The organism is Hansschlegelia beijingensis, from assembly GCF_014196425.1.
GTDB lineage: Bacteria > Pseudomonadota > Alphaproteobacteria > Rhizobiales > Methylopilaceae > Methylopila > Methylopila beijingensis.
Genome location: NZ_JACIDR010000002.1, coordinates 346,196 through 361,972 on the forward strand (window position 1 = coordinate 346,196; position 15,777 = coordinate 361,972).

The window sequence follows — 15,777 nt, forward strand, 5'->3', positions numbered from 1 at the left end:
GATCCTCAGGCGCGGTTGGCGGAAATCTGGTCGAGGAAGCGTTCGACGGCCGGCGTGATGGCGCGCACCATGGCGGCCACGCCCTTGGCGTTGGGATGCACGCCGTCGCCCTGATTGAGACTGCGGTCCCCCGCGACCCCTTCAAGGAAGAACGGATAGAAGATCAGGCCGCGCTCGCGGGCGAGATCGGCGTAGACCGCCTCGAACCGCCTGGCGTAGTCCTCGCCCAGATTGGGAAGCGCGCGCATGCCGACCAGCATCGCCGGGATGCGGCGCTGCGCCAGCCGGTCGAGGATGCGGGCGAGCGCGGCGCGCGTGACCTTCGGATCGACCCCGCGCAGCATGTCGTTCGCCCCGAGTTCGACGATCACGCCGTCGGTCCCGTCGGGCACCGACCAGTCGACGCGCTCGGCGCCGCCGGTCGCGGTGTCGCCCGACACGCCGGCGTTGGTGATCGTGACCGACCGCCCCGCCGCCCTGAGCGCCGCCTGCAGCCGGGGCACGAAACCGTCCTGCGGGGGCAGCCCGAAGCCCGCCGTGAGGCTGTCGCCGAGCGCCACGATCTTCAGCGGCGGGGCCGCGCGGGCCCAGCGCGGCGTCATCACTGTTGCGAGAGACGCCAGGGCTCCGGCGATTACGACGCGGCGCGACGGGTGGCGCTCGGCCGCGCGATCAATATATGCGGGGTCCGGCCGAGCTTCCGGCCCGCTCCCCTCAGAGACGAAGAGCTTCATGGCGGCGATCGATCTCCAAGGCGTCAATCTGGCGCTCGGCCAAGGCGCTGCGCGCGTGCACATCCTGAAAGACGTAAGTCTCACGGTCGCCGCCGGCGAGACCGTAGGGCTGGTCGGCCCCTCGGGCTCCGGCAAATCGACGCTGCTGATGACGCTGGCGGGGCTCGAGCGGCCCGATTCCGGCGTGGTGCGGGTTCTGGATCAGGATCTGTCGCGGCTGGACGAGGACGGGCTGGCGCAATTCCGAGGCCGGAACATAGGAGTCGTGTTCCAGTCCTTCCACCTCATCCCGACCATGACGGCGCTCGAGAACGTCGCGACGCCGCTGGAGCTCGCCGGCGTGGGCGACGCGTTCGAGCGGGCGCGCGCCGAGCTCGCCTCGGTGGGCCTCGCGGAGCGGCTCCAGCATCGTCCGGCCGAGCTGTCCGGCGGCGAGCAGCAACGCGTGGCGCTCGCCCGGGCGCTCGCGCCGAAGCCCGCGATCGTGGTCGCCGACGAGCCGACCGGAAATCTCGACGAGGCGACCGGCCGCCAGGTGGCGGAGCTGCTGTTCGCCAAGACCGCCGAACGCGGCGCGACCCTCGTGGTCGTGACCCATGACCCGAACCTCGCAAGCCGCTGCGGCCGGATGGTCCGGCTCCGGTCGGGCCGGATCGAGCCTGAAGCGCAGGCGGCCTGAGGAGCGTTCCGGTCTTGGCGTCCACCCACGCATCCTCCGCCGGCGAGGCTTCGGCCGCGCGCTCCAGGCCGGGTCCGCACCGCCCGCCGCTGCCCGTCGTGCTGCGGCTCGCCGCCCGCGAGCTGCGCGGCGGCGTCCGCGGCTTTGCGGTCTTCCTGCTGTGTCTCGCCCTGGGGGTCGCCGCCATCGCGAGCGTGGGGTCGCTGGCGCGCAGCCTGACCGAGGGGCTTTCGCGGGAAGGCCGCGCCATTCTGGGCGGCGACGCGGCGTTCGCGTTGGTCCACCGCGAGGCCTCGGCGGACGAGCGCGCGCTGCTGGAGTCGAAGGGCCGCGTCTCCTCGATCGCCACGCTGCGCGCGATGGCGCGCGCGCCCTCCGGGGACGCGGCGCTGGTCGAGCTCAAGGCCGTCGACGGCGGCTGGCCGCTGGTCGGCGCGGCGGGGCTCGATCCGGTCGTTCCGCTCGGCGACGCGCTGGCGGAGCGCGACGGCGTCTGGGGCGCGGCGGTCGACCCCGCGCTGCTCGCCCGGCTCGAGCTCAAGCCCGGCGACCGCTTCGCGATCGGCTCGGCCGATTTCGAGGTGCGGACCCGGCTGACAAGCGAACCCGACCGGCTGTCCGGCGGGGTCGGCTTCGGACCGCGCGTGGTGATCGGCGAGGCCGCGCTGCGCGCCTCCGGGCTGATCCAGCCCGGCAGTCTCGTGCGCTGGACCTACCGGGTCGCGCTGCCGGACGGCGCGCGCGGCGACCAGGCCGTCCGTGATCTCGTGACCGCGGTCGAGCGCGAGGCGCCGGACACGGGCTTCGAGGCGCGCTCGCGACTCAACGCCGCCCCGCAGCTCGAACGCAATGTGGGGCGCTTCACGGAGTTCCTGACGATCGTCGGGCTCGCGGCCCTCGTGGTCGGGGGCGTCGGCGTCGCCAACGCGGTGTCGAGCTTCGTGGAGCGCAAGCGCGCCACGATCGCGATCCTGAAGAGCGTCGGCGCCTCGGGACGGACGGTGTTCCTGATTCATCTCGCCGAGGTGGCGGCGCTCGGCGCGCTCGGCACCGCGCTCGGGCTGGCGGTCGGCGCCGCCCTGCCGTTCGGGGCGGTCGCGGCGCTCAGGGAGATCGTGCCGCTGCCGCTCGCGCCGTCGCTTTACCCGCGCGAGCTCGCGCTCGCCTTCGCCTATGGGACGCTCACGACGCTCGCCTTCGCGGTCTGGCCGCTCGGCCGCGCCCATGACGTTCCGGTGGCCGCGCTGTTCCGCGAGCATGTCGCGCCCGAACGGCGCCTGCCGCGGCCGGCCTATATGGCCGCCACCGCGGCGTTCGCGGCGGGGCTCGCGGCGCTCGCGGTGTTCGCCGCCTATGACCGCCGCATCGCGCTGATCTTCGTCGCCGCCGCGATCGCGGCCTTCGTGGCGCTGCGGCTCGTCGCCTGGGGCATCATGTGGGGCGCGGCGCGCCTGCCTCGGCCGAGGCGCATCGAACTCAAGCTCGCGCTCGCCAACATCCACCGGCCGGGCGCGCTGACGCCCTCCGTGGTGCTGTCGCTCGGCCTCGGCCTGGTGCTGCTCGTCACGCTGACCCTGATCGACGCCTCGATCCGCCGCCAGATCGCCAACGAGCTGCCGGCGCGCGCGCCGTCCTTCTTCTTCCTCGACATCCCCTCGGGCGACCGCGACCGGTTCGCCCAGCTGATCCGCCAGGACGCCCCGGGCGCCACGATGGAGAGCGTACCGATGCTGCGCGGCTCGTTCGCGTCCATCAAGGGAACGCCGGCGGAGGAGCTGAAGGTCGATCCGGAATATCGCTGGGCGCTGCGCGGCGACCGCGGCGTGACCTTCGCGGCCGACGTCCCGAAGGGCTCGAGCGTGGTCGAGGGCGAATGGTGGCCGGCGGACTATGCGGGCGAGCCGCTGGTCTCGTTCGACGAGAAGCTCGGCAAGGCGCTCGGACTGAAGATCGGCGACGAGATCGCCGTGAACGTGCTCGGCCGCGCCATCACGGCCAAGGTGGCGAACTTCCGGAAGATCGCCTGGGAGACGCTCGGCATCAATTTCTTCATGGTGTTCTCGCCGAACGCCTTCGCGGGCGCGCCCTACATGAACCTCGCCACGGTCTCGTTCCCCGGCGGCGGGAGCGACGCGCAGGAGTTCGCGCTGCTGCGCGAGGCCACCGGCGCCTTCCCCTCGATCACCGCCATCCGGGTCAAGGACGCGCTCAGCTCGCTGTCCGAGGTCATCGGCAACCTTGCGCTCGCGATCCGCGCCGCGAGCGGCGTGACGCTCGCAGCCAGCGTGCTGGTGCTGGCCGGGGCGCTCGCGGCCGGCCATCGGCGGCGGGTCTACGAGGCGGTGATCCTGAAGACGCTCGGCGCGACGCGGAAACGGCTGCTCTCGGCCTTCGCGGCCGAGTACGCGTTCCTGGGGCTGATCACGGCCGCCTTCGGCCTGGCGGTCGGGTCGCTCGCCGCCTGGGGCGTGACCGAGGGCGTGATGGGGATCGACTTCGCGTTCGACCCGCTCGGCGCGGGCCTTGCGGCGCTCGGCGCGCTCGCCCTCACGATCGTGCTCGGCCTCGCCGGCACGTGGCGCATCCTGGGCGAGAAGCCGGCCCGCCATCTGCGGAACATGTGACGGCCGGCCACGGCCGCCAAAGAGGAAGGGCGCCTGCGGCCTCGGCCGCAGACGCCCTTTCCTGAGGTTCCGCGCTCAGCTCAGTGCAGGAAGCCGAGCAGCCAGAGCACGATGATGATCGGCAGCGGAATGCCGATCAGCCAGAGAAGTCCACCCTTGAGCATCACTCGCCTCCATGTCCGGCGAGTCAACGCGCAGGATAGGACAGCGTTCCCGCCTCGTCGCGTTTGCGTGAATGCCGGACCGACCAGGCCTCAGATCTGGTCGCGCTGATCGGTGATGAGCCGGGCGCCGCGCTGGAAGGTGGCGAAGTCCCACACCCACTTGAACGCCACCGCGATCCGGTTGCGGGCGCCGATCAGGAAGTAGATGTGCGCCACGCACCAGAACAGCCAGGCGATCAGGCCGGTCAGGTTCATGTAGCCGAGCTTCAGCACGGCCGAGCGGCGCCCGATCGTGGCGATGTCGCCCTGGTGGCGGTACTTGAAGGGCGGCGGCGGCACCGCCCCGCGGGCGCGCGACGCGATCACGTCCGCCACATAGGCCCCCATCTGCTTCGCGGCGGGCGCGACGCCCGGCACCGGGCTGCCGTCCTCGCGCTTGACCGACGCGGTGTCGCCGATGACGAACACTTCCTGGCGGCCGGGCACGCTGAGGTCCTTGTTGACGATCACCCGGCCCGCGTTGTCGCACTGCGCCCCGATCCAGCGGCCGGCTTCCGAGGCGACGACGCCCGCGGCCCAGATCACCGTCGCGGCCTCGAGACGGCCGCCCTCGAGGTCGACGCCGGTCTCGTCGCAGTTCGTCACCCGGGTGCTGGTCATCACCTCGACCCCCATGCGCTCCAGCGACTCGCGGGTGTAGGCGGAGAGGTTCTCCGGGAACGCCGGCAGCACGCGCGGCCCGGCCTCGATCAGGATGACGCGGGCGGTCCGCGGGTCGATGTGGCGGAACTCGTTCGGCATCACGTGCCGGGCGACCTCGATGATCGAGCCCGCGAGCTCGACGCCGGTGGGGCCCGCGCCCACGATCGCGAAGGTCAGCAGCCGCTCGCGTTCGGCCGGATCGTCCGAGAGTTCGGCGCGCTCGAAGGCGATCAGCAGCCGACGGCGGATGATGGTCGCGTCCTCGACGCGCTTGAGGCCGGGCGCCCACTTCTCCCACTCGTCATTGCCGAAATAGGAGTGCGTCACCCCGGTCGCGAGCACCAGCTCGTCATAGGGCAGCGTGACCGTGTCGGCGACGACCTGTCTGTTCTCGAGGTCGATGCTGTCGACCGTGCCGAGCAGCACGCGCACGTTCTTCTGCCGCCGCAGCACGTGGCGGATCGGCCAGGCGATGTCGGCGGGCGACAGCTCCGCGGTGGCGACCTGGTAGAGCAGCGGCTGGAAGCAGTGGTAGTTGTGGCGGTCCAGAACCGTGACGTCGACATCTGCCTTGGCGAGCTTCGTCGCGACTGTGAGCCCGCCGAAGCCGGCCCCGACGATCACCACTCTGGGCCGCCTCGGCTCTGCGACGTCCATCCTGTCTGCTCCTTTCAAGGAAAAGCCGCCCCGTGACGGCGGCTGTATATAGGACTCTGGTCATGACGGCGGCGCCCCTCGGGGACGCCGGGCGGAACTGCAAAACTGACCGGTCTTCATTAAGGGCGGCTGAAGGCCGGCGCCAGCGGCGCCGCGCTCCGCGCTTCGTCGGACGCCGGGGCCCGATTGCATTCACGGGCGGGTTCCCCCATGTGTGGGCCCGACCGCGCAGGCGCCGCACAGGGCTTCGCAGAAGGAGACGTTCGCATGGCCGCCGGGGATGACGTTCTGGCCACCGCGCCCGACGATCTGATCGTCGAGACCACGACCCAGACCTTCATGACGGACGTCGTTCAGGCTTCGACCCGGACGCCTGTGCTGGTGGACTTCTGGGCCCCCTGGTGCGGGCCGTGCCGGCAGCTGACCCCCGTGCTCGAGAAGGTCGTCCGGGCCGCGGGCGGCAAGGTCAAGCTCGCCAAGATGAACATCGACGATCATCCGCAGATCGCCGGGCAGCTCGGCATCCAGTCGATTCCGGCCGTGATCGCCTTCACGCGCGGCCAGCCGGTCGACGGCTTCATGGGCGCGCTTCCGGAAAGCCAGATCCAGTCCTTCGTTGAGCGCATCCTCGGCGAGCCGCTGCCGGACGAGGCGGGCGACCTGCTCGCCGAGGCGGAGGCCGCGCTCGAGGCGGGCGACGTCGCAGGAGCCGCGGCGATCTATTCCGAACTGCTCGTCGAGGAGCCCGACTCAGCCCCCGCGATCGCGGGCCTCGCGCGGTGCCATGTCGCCGCCGGCGATCTCGAGCAGGCCAAGGCGACGCTCGCCGCCGCGCCGGCCGAGAAGGCCAAGGACCCGGCGATCGCCGCCGTCGCGACGCAGATCGAGATCGCCGAACGGGCCGCCGCGATCGGCGACCTCGCGCCGCTCGAGGCCCGGGTGGCGGCCGATCCCGCGGACCACCAGTCCCGGTTCGATCTCGCGGTGGGCCTCGCGGCCGCCGGCCTGCGCAAGGAGGCGCTCGGCCACCTGCTGGAGATCGTCCGGCGCGACCGCGCCTGGAACGACGACGGCGCCCGCAAGGAGCTGGTGAAGCTGTTCGAGGCGTGGGGCCCGAAGGACGAACACACGATCGCCGGCAGAAAGCGGCTGTCCTCTCTGCTGTTCGCGTGATTTAACAAGCGCATGGCTTCGAACGTCACCTACCACAAGACCGAGGAGCTGCCGGAGGTCATTCCGGTGTTCCCGCTGCGCGCCGCGCTGCTGCTGCCGCGGGGCGAGATGCCGCTCAACATCTTCGAGCCGCGCTATCTCGCGATGATCGACGACGCGATCCGTGGCGAGCGGATCATCGGCATGATCCAGCCCGACCCGGAATCCTCTGAGGACGAAGAGCGCCCCGAGCTCGTGCGGGTCGGCTGCGCCGGGCGCCTCACGGCGTTCGGGGAGACCGGCGACGGGCGCTATCTGGTGACGCTCACCGGCGTGTCGCGCTTCCGCCTGCTGGAGGAGCTGCGGGACGACGCGCCCTATCGCAAGGCGCGCGTGTCGTTCGAGGAGTTCGTCGCCGACCTCGCGCCCGGCGAAGGGCAGGAGAACGTCGACCGTGAAGCGCTCCTGAAGACGCTGAAGGACTACCTGACGGCCAACAGTCTCGAGGCCGACTGGGACGGCATCCGCCGCGCCCCGAACGAGGCGCTGGTCAACGCGCTCGCCATGATGAGCCCGTTCGGCCCGCGCGAGAAGCAGGCCCTGCTGGAGGCCGCCGACCTGAAATCGCGTGCGGAGATCCTGGTCGCCGTGACCGAGATGGAGCTTGCGCGCGCCAGAGGAGACGCGAGTTCGTCGCTGCAATGACCGACGCGCCCGAAGACGCACGCCGCCCCGCCGGCGTCGACCCCAAGCTGCTGGAGATCCTGGTCTGCCCGCTCACCAAGGCGACGCTGATCTATGACGCGGAGCGCCAGGAGCTGATCTCGCGGCCTGCGAAGCTCGCCTATCCGATCCGCGACGGCATACCGATCATGCTGCCGGACGAGGCCCGCCCGCTCGACGACTGAGCCTCAGAGACCCGAGGCCGCCGTCACGATCCTGCGCTTGAGCGCCGGCGCCCGGTCCACCAGCCCCATGCCGACGTCCCGCAGCCCGCGCGCGCCCGGCGCGGCGAACAGCCGGTAGAGCGCGTCCGTCGCGGCCGCCACGCTCGCGACCTCGAAGCGCCGCGCGGACTCGTAGCCGCCCAGAACCGCATCCGAGCCGATGTCCTCGCCGGCGCGCGCCGCCTCGGCCACGATCCGCGCCAGCGCCTTCACGTCGCGAAGAGCGAGGTTGAAGCCCTGGCCCGCGAGGGGATGGACGACGTGGCCGGCGTCGCCCACCAGGGCGAACCGTGACCCGACGAAGCGCCGCGCCAGCACGAAGCGCAGCGGGAACGCGCCCCGCCGGCCGGCGAGGCTCAGGCGGCCAAAGTCCGGGCCGGCGCGCCGCTCCGCCTCGCGCAGGAAGGTCTCGTCGTCCGCCTGCGCGATGCGCTCGGCCTCCGACCGGCGCTCGCTCCAGACCAGCGAGCAGACGTTTCCGGCGAGCGGCAGCATCGCGAACGGCCCGCCGGGCAGGAAATGCTGGACCGCGACGCCGCCATGCGGCGCCTCATGGCCGAGCGTGGCCACCAGCGCCGTCTGGTCGTAGGCGAAGGCGTATGTGGGGATCCGCTCGCGGGCGCGCAGCGGCGATCCGGCGCCGTCCGCGGCGACCAGCAGGCGCGCCGTCGCCTCCCCGCCATCCGCCAGCCGCAGGCGAACCCGGCCGGGCTCGCGGGCGTGGCTTTCGATCGGCTGCGCGACCAGCCCGACCGCCTCGGCCCGCGCCCGTTCGGCGAGCCGCGCGCGAAGCTCGGCGTCCGAAACCATGTGGGCGAAGGGCTCGCCGTCCGGGCGCGCCTCGCCGAGCTCCAGGAAGATCGGGCGGATCGCCGCGTCGAGCCCGCTGTCGGTGATGCGCAGGCCCGCCACCGGCGCGGCGTCGTCGGGCCAGGCGCCGATGCGCTCCAGCAGCGCCCGCCCGTCTGCGGCGATCATCGAGGCGCGGGCGTCGCGCGCCGTCGTGCGGCCGAGCGCCGGGTCGAACACCGTGACCCTCAGGGACGGCCCGAGCTCCGCCTTCAGGGCGAGCGCGAGCGTGATCCCTGTCGGGCCTGCGCCCGCGATCGCGACGTCCAGCGTCTGGGGGTTTCCGGAAGTCATCCGCGAGGCATAGCACGAAGACCGCGCGCCGGCCCTCATGCGGGCCCGCATTTCCAGGATTTGACGAGCCAGCCCGGGTGGTCCTGGCCCCACTCCACGATCACGCTCTGGACCTGCACCAGGCACCCCATCGCGGGCCCGGAGAACTCGATGCGCTCCTCCCGGCGCCGCTCGGCATCGGCCTGGAGACAGACATTCATCAGCACCGCGAACAGCATGGTCTCGCCTCCGGGTCCGACGCCGGCCGGCGATCGGCCCGCCGCGTCTCGGCGAGGTTCTAGGGCGCGCGGTCGGGGGCAACATCGGCGGTTGACGGCGGCGCCCGTCCGTCCGTCTCCTCCTCTCCCGCCCGCCCGCAGGGGAATCGCCTCGTGTTCGCCATCTCGAAACTGCTCGACATCCTCGACCTCGAACCGCTGGAGCGGAACCTGTTCCGCGGCCGCAGCCCGCAGACGGGCTGGCAGCGCGTGTTCGGAGGGCTGGTGATCGGCCAGGCGCTCGTGGCCGCCACCCGGACGGTGGAGGGCCGCTCGCCGCATTCGCTGCATGGCTACTTCATGCTGCCCGGCGATCCGTCCGTGCCGATCATCTACGACGTCGACCGCATCCGGGACGGCCGGAGCTTCGCCACGCGCCGCGTCGTGGCGATCCAGCATGGCCATGCGATCTTCTCGATGTCGGCCTCGTTCCATCGGGAAGAGGAAGGCTTCGAGCACCAGATGGACATGCCCGACGCGCCGCGGCCGAGCGAACTGCCGGACGAACGGATGCTGAAGGAGCGCCTGCTGCCCGAGATGCCCGGGCCGATCCGCGACTATTTCGAGCAGGAGCGGCCGATCGAGCTGCGGCACGCCGACCCGATGCGATATGTCGACGGCAAGCCGCGCGGGCTCGGGCAGAACGTATGGCTCCGCGCCACGGGTCCGCTGCCGGACGACGCGGCCGTGCACCAATGCGTGCTGGCCTACGCCTCCGACATGACGCTGCTGGATTCCTCCCTGGCGCCGCACGGCTCCTCGGTGTTCTCCAGCGAGATCCAGGCCGCGAGCCTCGATCACTCGCTGTGGTTCCACAGGCCGTTCAGGGCCGACCAGTGGCTGCTCTACGTCCAGGACACGCCGTTCGCGGGCGGCGCGCGCGCGCTTACCCGCGGCCGCATCTACACCGAGGCCGGGGAGCTCGTCGCCTCAGTGGCGCAGGAGGGCCTGATCCGGCGTCGCGCAAAATCGTGACACCCTGCCGAAGAATGCGCCACGCGGTCGCCGGCCGGGACCGCTTCGGCAACAAATGCCCAGTAAGTAGGCATATCGCCGTCTAACTGTGCGCTTGGCCGCCTCGAACGGCGGCTCCGGCGGCTTCTTGCCTCCGGATCGCCTCAAAATTCCCCGGCCGCGCGTCCGGGCCCGAGTTGGCACGCGGCTTGATTGCAGAGGGCCGCGAGGCGCGGCGGCCAGAGAGCCGCGGTCTGATCATCAACTGTCGACCGTTCGAGCGGTGCTGGCGCGGACGGTGGGCCAACGGGGGAACGAGACGCATGAAACTCGTGATGGCCATCATCAAGCCGTTCAAGCTGGACGAGGTGCGCGACGCGCTGACTGGCATCGGAGTCCACGGGCTGACCGTCACCGAAGTGAAGGGCTACGGGCGCCAGAAGGGGCACACCGAAATCTACCGCGGCGCAGAGTACGCGGTCAGCTTTCTTCCGAAGCTGAAGATCGAGGTCGCGGTGGCCGCCGCCTCGGTCGACAAGGTCGTCGAGGCCATCGCGGCCGCGGCGAAGACCGGCCAGATCGGCGACGGCAAGATCTTCGTCTACGCGATCGAACAGGCCCTGCGTATCCGCACCGGCGAGACGGATGTCGACGCGCTCTAAGCCGCGACCGACGCCCCTTTCCCTTTTCAAGAAGTCTCGGGAGTTCACTCGATGAAACTGGGTTCCGTACTCCGCTGGGGAGCGCCGGCTCTGGCCGCCGGCCTGCTGATCTCGGCCGCCGCCTACGCGCAGGATCCGGCCGCGGCCGCCGCGCCTGCGCCCGCGCCGACCGTCGACAAGGGCGACGTCACCTGGATGATGACGTCCGCGATCCTTGTCCTGCTCATGACCGTGCCTGGCCTCGCGCTGTTCTACGGCGGCCTCGTGCGCGCCAAGAACATGCTGTCGGTCCTGATGCAGGTCTCGACCATCGCCTGCGTGATGATGCTGGTGTGGGTCGTCTACGGCTACAGCCTCGCCTTCAGCGGCGGCAACGCCTTCATCGGCGACCTGTCCAAGGTGTTCCTCGCCGGCGTCACCACCGACTCGCTCGCCGACACCTTCTCCGAAGGCGTGAAGATCCCCGAATTCGTCTTCATCGCGTTCCAGATGACCTTCGCGGCCATCACGCCCGCCCTGATCATCGGCGGCTTCGCCGAGCGCATCAAGTTCTCGGCCGCGGTGGTGTTCGCCGTGCTCTGGGCCACCTTCGTGTACTTCCCCGTCGCCCACATGGTGTGGGCGTCGAACGGCCTGATCTTCGGATGGGGCGCGCTCGACTTCGCGGGCGGCACGGTCGTGCACATCAACTCGGGCGTCGCGGCGCTGGTCGGCGCCATCGTCATCGGCAAGCGGGTCGGCTACGGCCGCGACATTCTCGCGCCGCACAACCTGCCGATGACCCTCATCGGCGCCGGCCTGCTGTGGGTCGGCTGGTTCGGCTTCAACGCCGGCTCGAACCTCGAGGCCAACGCCACGACCACGCTCGCGGTCCTCAACACCTTCGTGGCGACCGCCGCCGCGGGCGTGGCCTGGATGCTCTCCGAGTGGATGTCCAAGGGCAAGCCGAGCATGCTGGGCCTCGCCTCCGGCATTGTCGCGGGTCTCGTCGCCATCACCCCGGCGGCCGGCCTCTCGGGCCCGATGGGCGCGATCGTTCTCGGCCTCGTCGCCGGCGTCGTCTGCTTCATCTTCTGCACGAGCGTGAAGAACGCCCTCGGCTATGACGACAGCCTCGACGTGTTCGGCATCCACGGCGTCGGCGGCATCGTGGGCGCGATCGGCACCGGCATCGTGGTCGCTCCGGCCCTCGGCGGCGTCGGCGTGGACGACTACGCGATGGGCGGACAGGTCGTCACCCAGATCAAGGCGGTGCTCGTCACCATCGTCTGGACCGGCGTCGTCAGCTTCATCCTGTTCAAGATCGTCGACGTGCTGATCGGCCTCCGCGTGAGCCCGGAAGCCGAGCAGGAAGGTCTCGACCTCGTCTCCCATGGCGAGCGGGCCTACCACAGCTGAGCGGACTCCCTGGGCGGCCCCCGGGCCGCCCAACCTCAGAAGGCCCCGGCATCGCCGGGGCCTTTTTTCATTGCGCTTCAAGATCATTTCGGCTCGGACACGGGCCCCGGGCGGCCCGTCGGGCGGGCATCGGGTAAGCGGGCCTTAACCCTCTTCGGCTACCGTCCGCCTCGAGATCGGAGAAGAGCGATCAAGCGTTCACAAGGGATCGACGTCGCAGATGCGGGCATCGGGCGGAGCAGCAGGCGCGGCGGCGGCCGCCGCGGCGCCTCGGGTCTGTCGCGGTCCGGGCGGGAGCATCCGATGACCCTGCGCGCGATCAGGACGCGCCCGCGCGGCTTCCAGCCGGTGGCGATGCTCCCGGACGGCATGCGCGCCATGCTGCTGCGGCGCGCCACCGAACTCGGCGGCCTGTCGCTCGTCGCGCTCGCGGCGCTGTGCGGCGTCGCGCTCGCCACCTGGTCGGTGCAGGACCCGAGCCTGAGCCACGCCACCGACGGCCCGGTCCATAATCTTCTCGGCCCCGCGGGCGCGATCGTCGCGGACCTGCTGACCCAGCTGTTCGGCCTCGCGGCCGCGGCCTTCGTGCTGCCGATCGGCGTGTGGGGCTGGACCCTGCTGACCCGCCGCGTGGTCCAGGGCGAGAGGCTGAAGCTCATCTCCTGGGCGCTCGGCTCGGTGCTGCTGGCGGGCCTCGCCGGCCTGATCCCCGCGCCGGCCTCCTGGCCCGTGCCCACCGGGCTCGGCGGCTGTCTCGGCGACCTGTTCTCGGTGGTCGCGAACGCGGTCGGCCTCGGCTCCGGCCTCGGCCGCATCGCGGCCGCCGGCGCGCTCGGCGTCGCGGGCGCCGTCGCGCTGGCGCTCGCGATGGGCGCGATCGCGCCGAGCCCCGGCGCCTTCGCGGACGACGCGGACGAGGACGCGCCCCGGCGCGAGCCCGCGGTGGCGCCCGGCCGCCGGCCGGAGCCTGAGGCGGACGCGTTCGAGGAGGAGGACGAGGACGACCGCCGGCTGGTCTCGCTCGGGCTGGTGGCGCATTGGGCGCTGTCGGCGCGCGCCGCGCTGGGGCGGGCGCTGTCGCGCGGCGGCTCCCGGCGCGAGGACGACGAGCGCGCGCTGTCGCGCATTCTCGCCCGCGCGAGCCGCGACCCTGAGGATTTCACCGCGCCGCGGCGCGAGCCGGAGTTCAGCGCCGGCGACGTCGGGCTCGACGGCGCTCCGGTGCTGCGGGCCAGCCCGCGACCGTCCTATGACGGCGAGGAGCCCGGGCCCCTGAAGCCGGCGCGCATCGCGCCGCCCGCCGGCCCCGTCCGGCCCGGCCGCCGCGCGGTCCGCGAGGCGCAGCCCTCCCTCCTCGACCGCGACGACTACGAGCTTCCGCCGCTCGCGCTGCTGGCCGAGTCCCGCAAGGGCGCAGGCCCGGTCATCAGCCAGGACGCGCTCGAGCAGAACGCGCGGCTGCTCGAAGGCGTGCTCGAGGATTACGGCGTCCGCGGCAAGATCGGCAATGTGCGGCCCGGCCCGGTCGTCACGCTCTACGAGCTGGAGCCTGCGCCCGGCATCAAGTCGTCGCGCGTCATCGGGCTGGCCGACGACATCGCCCGCTCGATGAGCGCGGTCGCGGCGCGCGTCGCCGTCATCCCCGGCCGCAACGCGATCGGCATCGAGCTGCCGAACGCCCGGCGCGAGACGGTCTATCTGCGCGAGCTGCTGGCCTCGGCCGACTTCGAGAAGGCCAAGATGCGGCTGCCGCTCTGCCTCGGAAAGACGATCGGCGGCGAGCCGGTGATCGCCGAGCTCGCCCGCATGCCGCATCTGCTGATCGCCGGCACCACCGGCTCGGGCAAGTCGGTCGCCATCAACACCATGATCCTGTCGCTGCTCTACCGGCTGAAGCCCGAAGAGTGCCGGCTGATCATGATCGACCCGAAGATGCTGGAGCTCTCGGTCTATGACGAGATCCCCCATCTGCTGACGCCCGTCGTGACCGACCCCCGGAAGGCGGTGGTCGCGCTCAAATGGGCGGTCCGCGAGATGGAGGACCGCTACAAGAAGATGTCGAAGCTCGGCGTCCGCAACATCGACGGCTTCAACGCCCGCGCCGAACAGGCGCTCGCCAAGGGCGAGGCCATCACCCGCACCGTGCAGACCGGCTTCGACCGCGAGACCGGCGAGGCGATCTACGAGCAGGAGGTGATGGAGATCGGGAAGCTCCCGTACATCGTCATCATCGTCGACGAGATGGCCGACCTGATGATGGTCGCGGGCAAGGAGATCGAGGGCGCGATCCAGCGGCTCGCCCAGATGGCGCGCGCGGCCGGCATCCATATCGTGATGGCGACCCAGCGCCCGTCGGTCGACGTCATCACCGGCACCATCAAGGCGAACTTCCCGACCCGCATCTCCTTCCAGGTCACCAGCAAGATCGACAGCCGCACCATCCTCGGCGAGATGGGCGCCGAGCAGCTGCTCGGTCAGGGCGACATGCTGCACATGCAGGGCGGCGGCCGCATCAGCCGCGTGCACGGCCCGTTCTGCTCCGACGCCGAGGTCGAGGCGGTCGTGCAGCACCTGAAGCGCCAGGGACGGCCGGACTATCTGGATTCGGTGCTGGCCGAGGACGACGAGACCGGCGCCGGGGATGACGGCGCGGTGTTCGACAAGGGCTCGTTCGGCGACGAGAGCGCGGACGTGTACGACCAGGCCGTCGCGATCGTGCTGCGCGACAAGAAGTGCTCGACCTCCTACATCCAGCGCCGGCTGCAGATCGGCTACAACCGCGCAGCCTCTCTGGTCGAACGCATGGAGAAGGAAGGCGTGGTGGGCCCGGCGAACCACGCCGGCAAGCGCGAGATCCTGCTCGCGACCCATGACGCCGACGACGACGCGGCGTGAGAATCAGTCCTCGGAGAGCAGACGGCTGACCACGCTCTCCGGGTCTCCCAGGAAGCGGCGGTAGAGCCGGACGTGACCGAGCTCCTGATAGCTGCGGCGCGCGGCGCCCTCTTCGGTGAGCTCGTAGATCAGCGCGTTGGGCAGCGCCATCAGCAGCGGCGAGTGGGTCGCCAGCACGAAGCGCGCGCCCTGCTGGACGAGTTGCACGATGCGGGCGATGACCTCGAGCTGGGTCTCGGGCGCCAGCGCCGCCTCCGGCTCGTCGAGCAAATAGAGCCCGCGGGCGCCGAACCGCTCGTTGAGCAGCCGCATCACGGCCTGGCCGTGCGACATCTCGTGGAGATCGCCGCCGTAGCGCCCGGCGAGTTCGAGCCTGCGGATCTCGGTCGCCAGGATGTGGAAGGCGTCGGCCCGGTAGAAGTAGCGGTCGGTCTTCGACGGTATCCGGCGCACGAGCCGCGTGACCTTGTGGAGCGGCGAGAGCGTCTGCGCGGTGTCGAAGGTGAAGTTCGGCGAGCCGCCTTCCGGGTTGCAGCCGAGATGGGCGGCGATCGCCTCGATCAGCGTCGACTTTCCAGAACCGTTCGGGCCGACGAACAGCACGATGGGCGCGTCGAGGTCGAGCTCCTGCAGCCGGGCGATCGCGGGAAGGTTGTACGGGTAGGCGTCGGGGTCCTCGACCCTCGCCCACTCCATGCGCAACGAGATCAACACTTCCGGCGCTCCACCTGGGCCCCCACGTGAAATCGCCATGAACGGACCCTAAGTCCGGGACCATGTCGAGCCGATCTCCCGCCATTCACTGCAGG

Annotated in this window: 14 protein-coding genes; 9 read left to right on the forward strand and 5 right to left on the reverse strand. The window is 71.3% G+C overall.

The genetic code is table 11. The features are described 5' to 3' along the window. Positions 1 to 5: 5 nt before the first annotated feature. Entirely contained in the window at positions 6 to 602 is a 597-nt protein-coding gene (locus GGR24_RS08095) for an arylesterase (RefSeq protein ID WP_183394836.1), read from the reverse strand. Between the two features lie 130 nt (positions 603 to 732). Here GGR24_RS08095 and GGR24_RS08100 point away from each other — a divergent pair, with 130 nt between their 5' ends. Together GGR24_RS08100 and GGR24_RS08105 are read left to right on the forward strand one after the other, a co-directional pair. Continuing rightward, complete coding sequence (locus GGR24_RS08100) at positions 733 to 1,413, forward strand: ABC transporter ATP-binding protein (RefSeq protein WP_183394837.1); 681 nt, start codon at positions 733 to 735, stop codon at positions 1,411 to 1,413. 14 nt (positions 1,414 to 1,427) lie between these two features. Next, complete coding sequence (locus GGR24_RS08105; RefSeq protein ID WP_183394838.1) at positions 1,428 to 4,037, forward strand: ABC transporter permease; 2,610 nt, start codon at positions 1,428 to 1,430, stop codon at positions 4,035 to 4,037. A gap of 254 nt (positions 4,038 to 4,291) precedes the next feature. Here the strand turns inward: GGR24_RS08105 and GGR24_RS08110 are convergent, their stop codons facing one another. Then, positions 4,292 to 5,560, reverse strand: coding sequence for an NAD(P)/FAD-dependent oxidoreductase (locus GGR24_RS08110; protein ID WP_183394839.1), 1,269 nt, complete (start codon positions 5,558 to 5,560; stop codon positions 4,292 to 4,294). A gap of 267 nt (positions 5,561 to 5,827) precedes the next feature. Here GGR24_RS08110 and trxA point away from each other — a divergent pair, with 267 nt between their 5' ends. The 3 genes from trxA to GGR24_RS08125 are packed head-to-tail and all read left to right on the forward strand — an operon-like array spanning position 5,828 to position 7,620. Further along, positions 5,828 to 6,733, forward strand: coding sequence for a thioredoxin (gene trxA, locus GGR24_RS08115; protein WP_183394840.1), 906 nt, complete (start codon positions 5,828 to 5,830; stop codon positions 6,731 to 6,733). Between the two features lie 12 nt (positions 6,734 to 6,745). Beyond that, on the forward strand, positions 6,746 to 7,417 hold the full coding sequence (locus GGR24_RS08120) for an LON peptidase substrate-binding domain-containing protein (RefSeq protein WP_183394841.1): 672 nt from the start codon (positions 6,746 to 6,748) through the stop codon (positions 7,415 to 7,417). Beyond that, entirely contained in the window at positions 7,414 to 7,620 is a 207-nt protein-coding gene (locus GGR24_RS08125) for a Trm112 family protein (RefSeq protein WP_183394842.1), read from the forward strand. Before GGR24_RS08120 ends, GGR24_RS08125 begins: the two co-directional genes overlap by 4 nt. Before the next feature lie 3 nt (positions 7,621 to 7,623). On the opposite strand, the gene GGR24_RS08130 is transcribed toward GGR24_RS08125, so the two are convergent. Together GGR24_RS08130 and GGR24_RS08135 are read right to left on the reverse strand one after the other, a co-directional pair. After that, positions 7,624 to 8,802 carry an FAD-dependent monooxygenase gene (locus tag GGR24_RS08130; RefSeq protein ID WP_183394843.1) on the reverse strand — a complete coding sequence of 393 codons (1,179 nt, stop codon included), beginning with the start codon at positions 8,800 to 8,802 and terminating at the stop codon, positions 7,624 to 7,626. 35 nt (positions 8,803 to 8,837) lie between these two features. Then, a complete protein-coding gene (locus GGR24_RS08135; protein WP_183394844.1) occupies positions 8,838 to 9,020 on the reverse strand; it encodes a hypothetical protein in 183 nt (60 codons plus the stop codon). Between the two features lie 153 nt (positions 9,021 to 9,173). Between GGR24_RS08135 and tesB the strand changes: the two genes are divergently transcribed. From tesB to GGR24_RS08155, 4 genes are all read left to right on the forward strand, one after another. After that, the gene (gene tesB, locus GGR24_RS08140) at positions 9,174 to 10,034 is read left to right on the forward strand and encodes an acyl-CoA thioesterase II (RefSeq protein ID WP_183394845.1); all 861 of its coding nucleotides are present in this window, start codon (positions 9,174 to 9,176) and stop codon (positions 10,032 to 10,034) included. A 302-nt stretch (positions 10,035 to 10,336) separates the two neighbouring features. Next, positions 10,337 to 10,675: a P-II family nitrogen regulator gene (locus GGR24_RS08145; protein WP_183394846.1), complete on the forward strand. Its 339-nt coding sequence runs from the start codon at positions 10,337 to 10,339 to the stop codon at positions 10,673 to 10,675. A gap of 51 nt (positions 10,676 to 10,726) precedes the next feature. Next, positions 10,727 to 12,073, forward strand: a complete 1,347-nt coding sequence (locus tag GGR24_RS08150) for an ammonium transporter (protein WP_183394847.1) — start codon at positions 10,727 to 10,729, stop codon at positions 12,071 to 12,073. Positions 12,074 to 12,376: 303 nt separating this feature from the next. Further along, positions 12,377 to 14,968: a DNA translocase FtsK 4TM domain-containing protein gene (locus GGR24_RS08155; protein ID WP_183394848.1), complete on the forward strand. Its 2,592-nt coding sequence runs from the start codon at positions 12,377 to 12,379 to the stop codon at positions 14,966 to 14,968. Positions 14,969 to 14,971: 3 nt separating this feature from the next. On the opposite strand, the gene GGR24_RS08160 is transcribed toward GGR24_RS08155, so the two are convergent. Further along, the gene (locus tag GGR24_RS08160) at positions 14,972 to 15,682 is read right to left on the reverse strand and encodes an AAA family ATPase (RefSeq protein ID WP_183394849.1); all 711 of its coding nucleotides are present in this window, start codon (positions 15,680 to 15,682) and stop codon (positions 14,972 to 14,974) included. Positions 15,683 to 15,777: the final 95 nt, after the last annotated feature.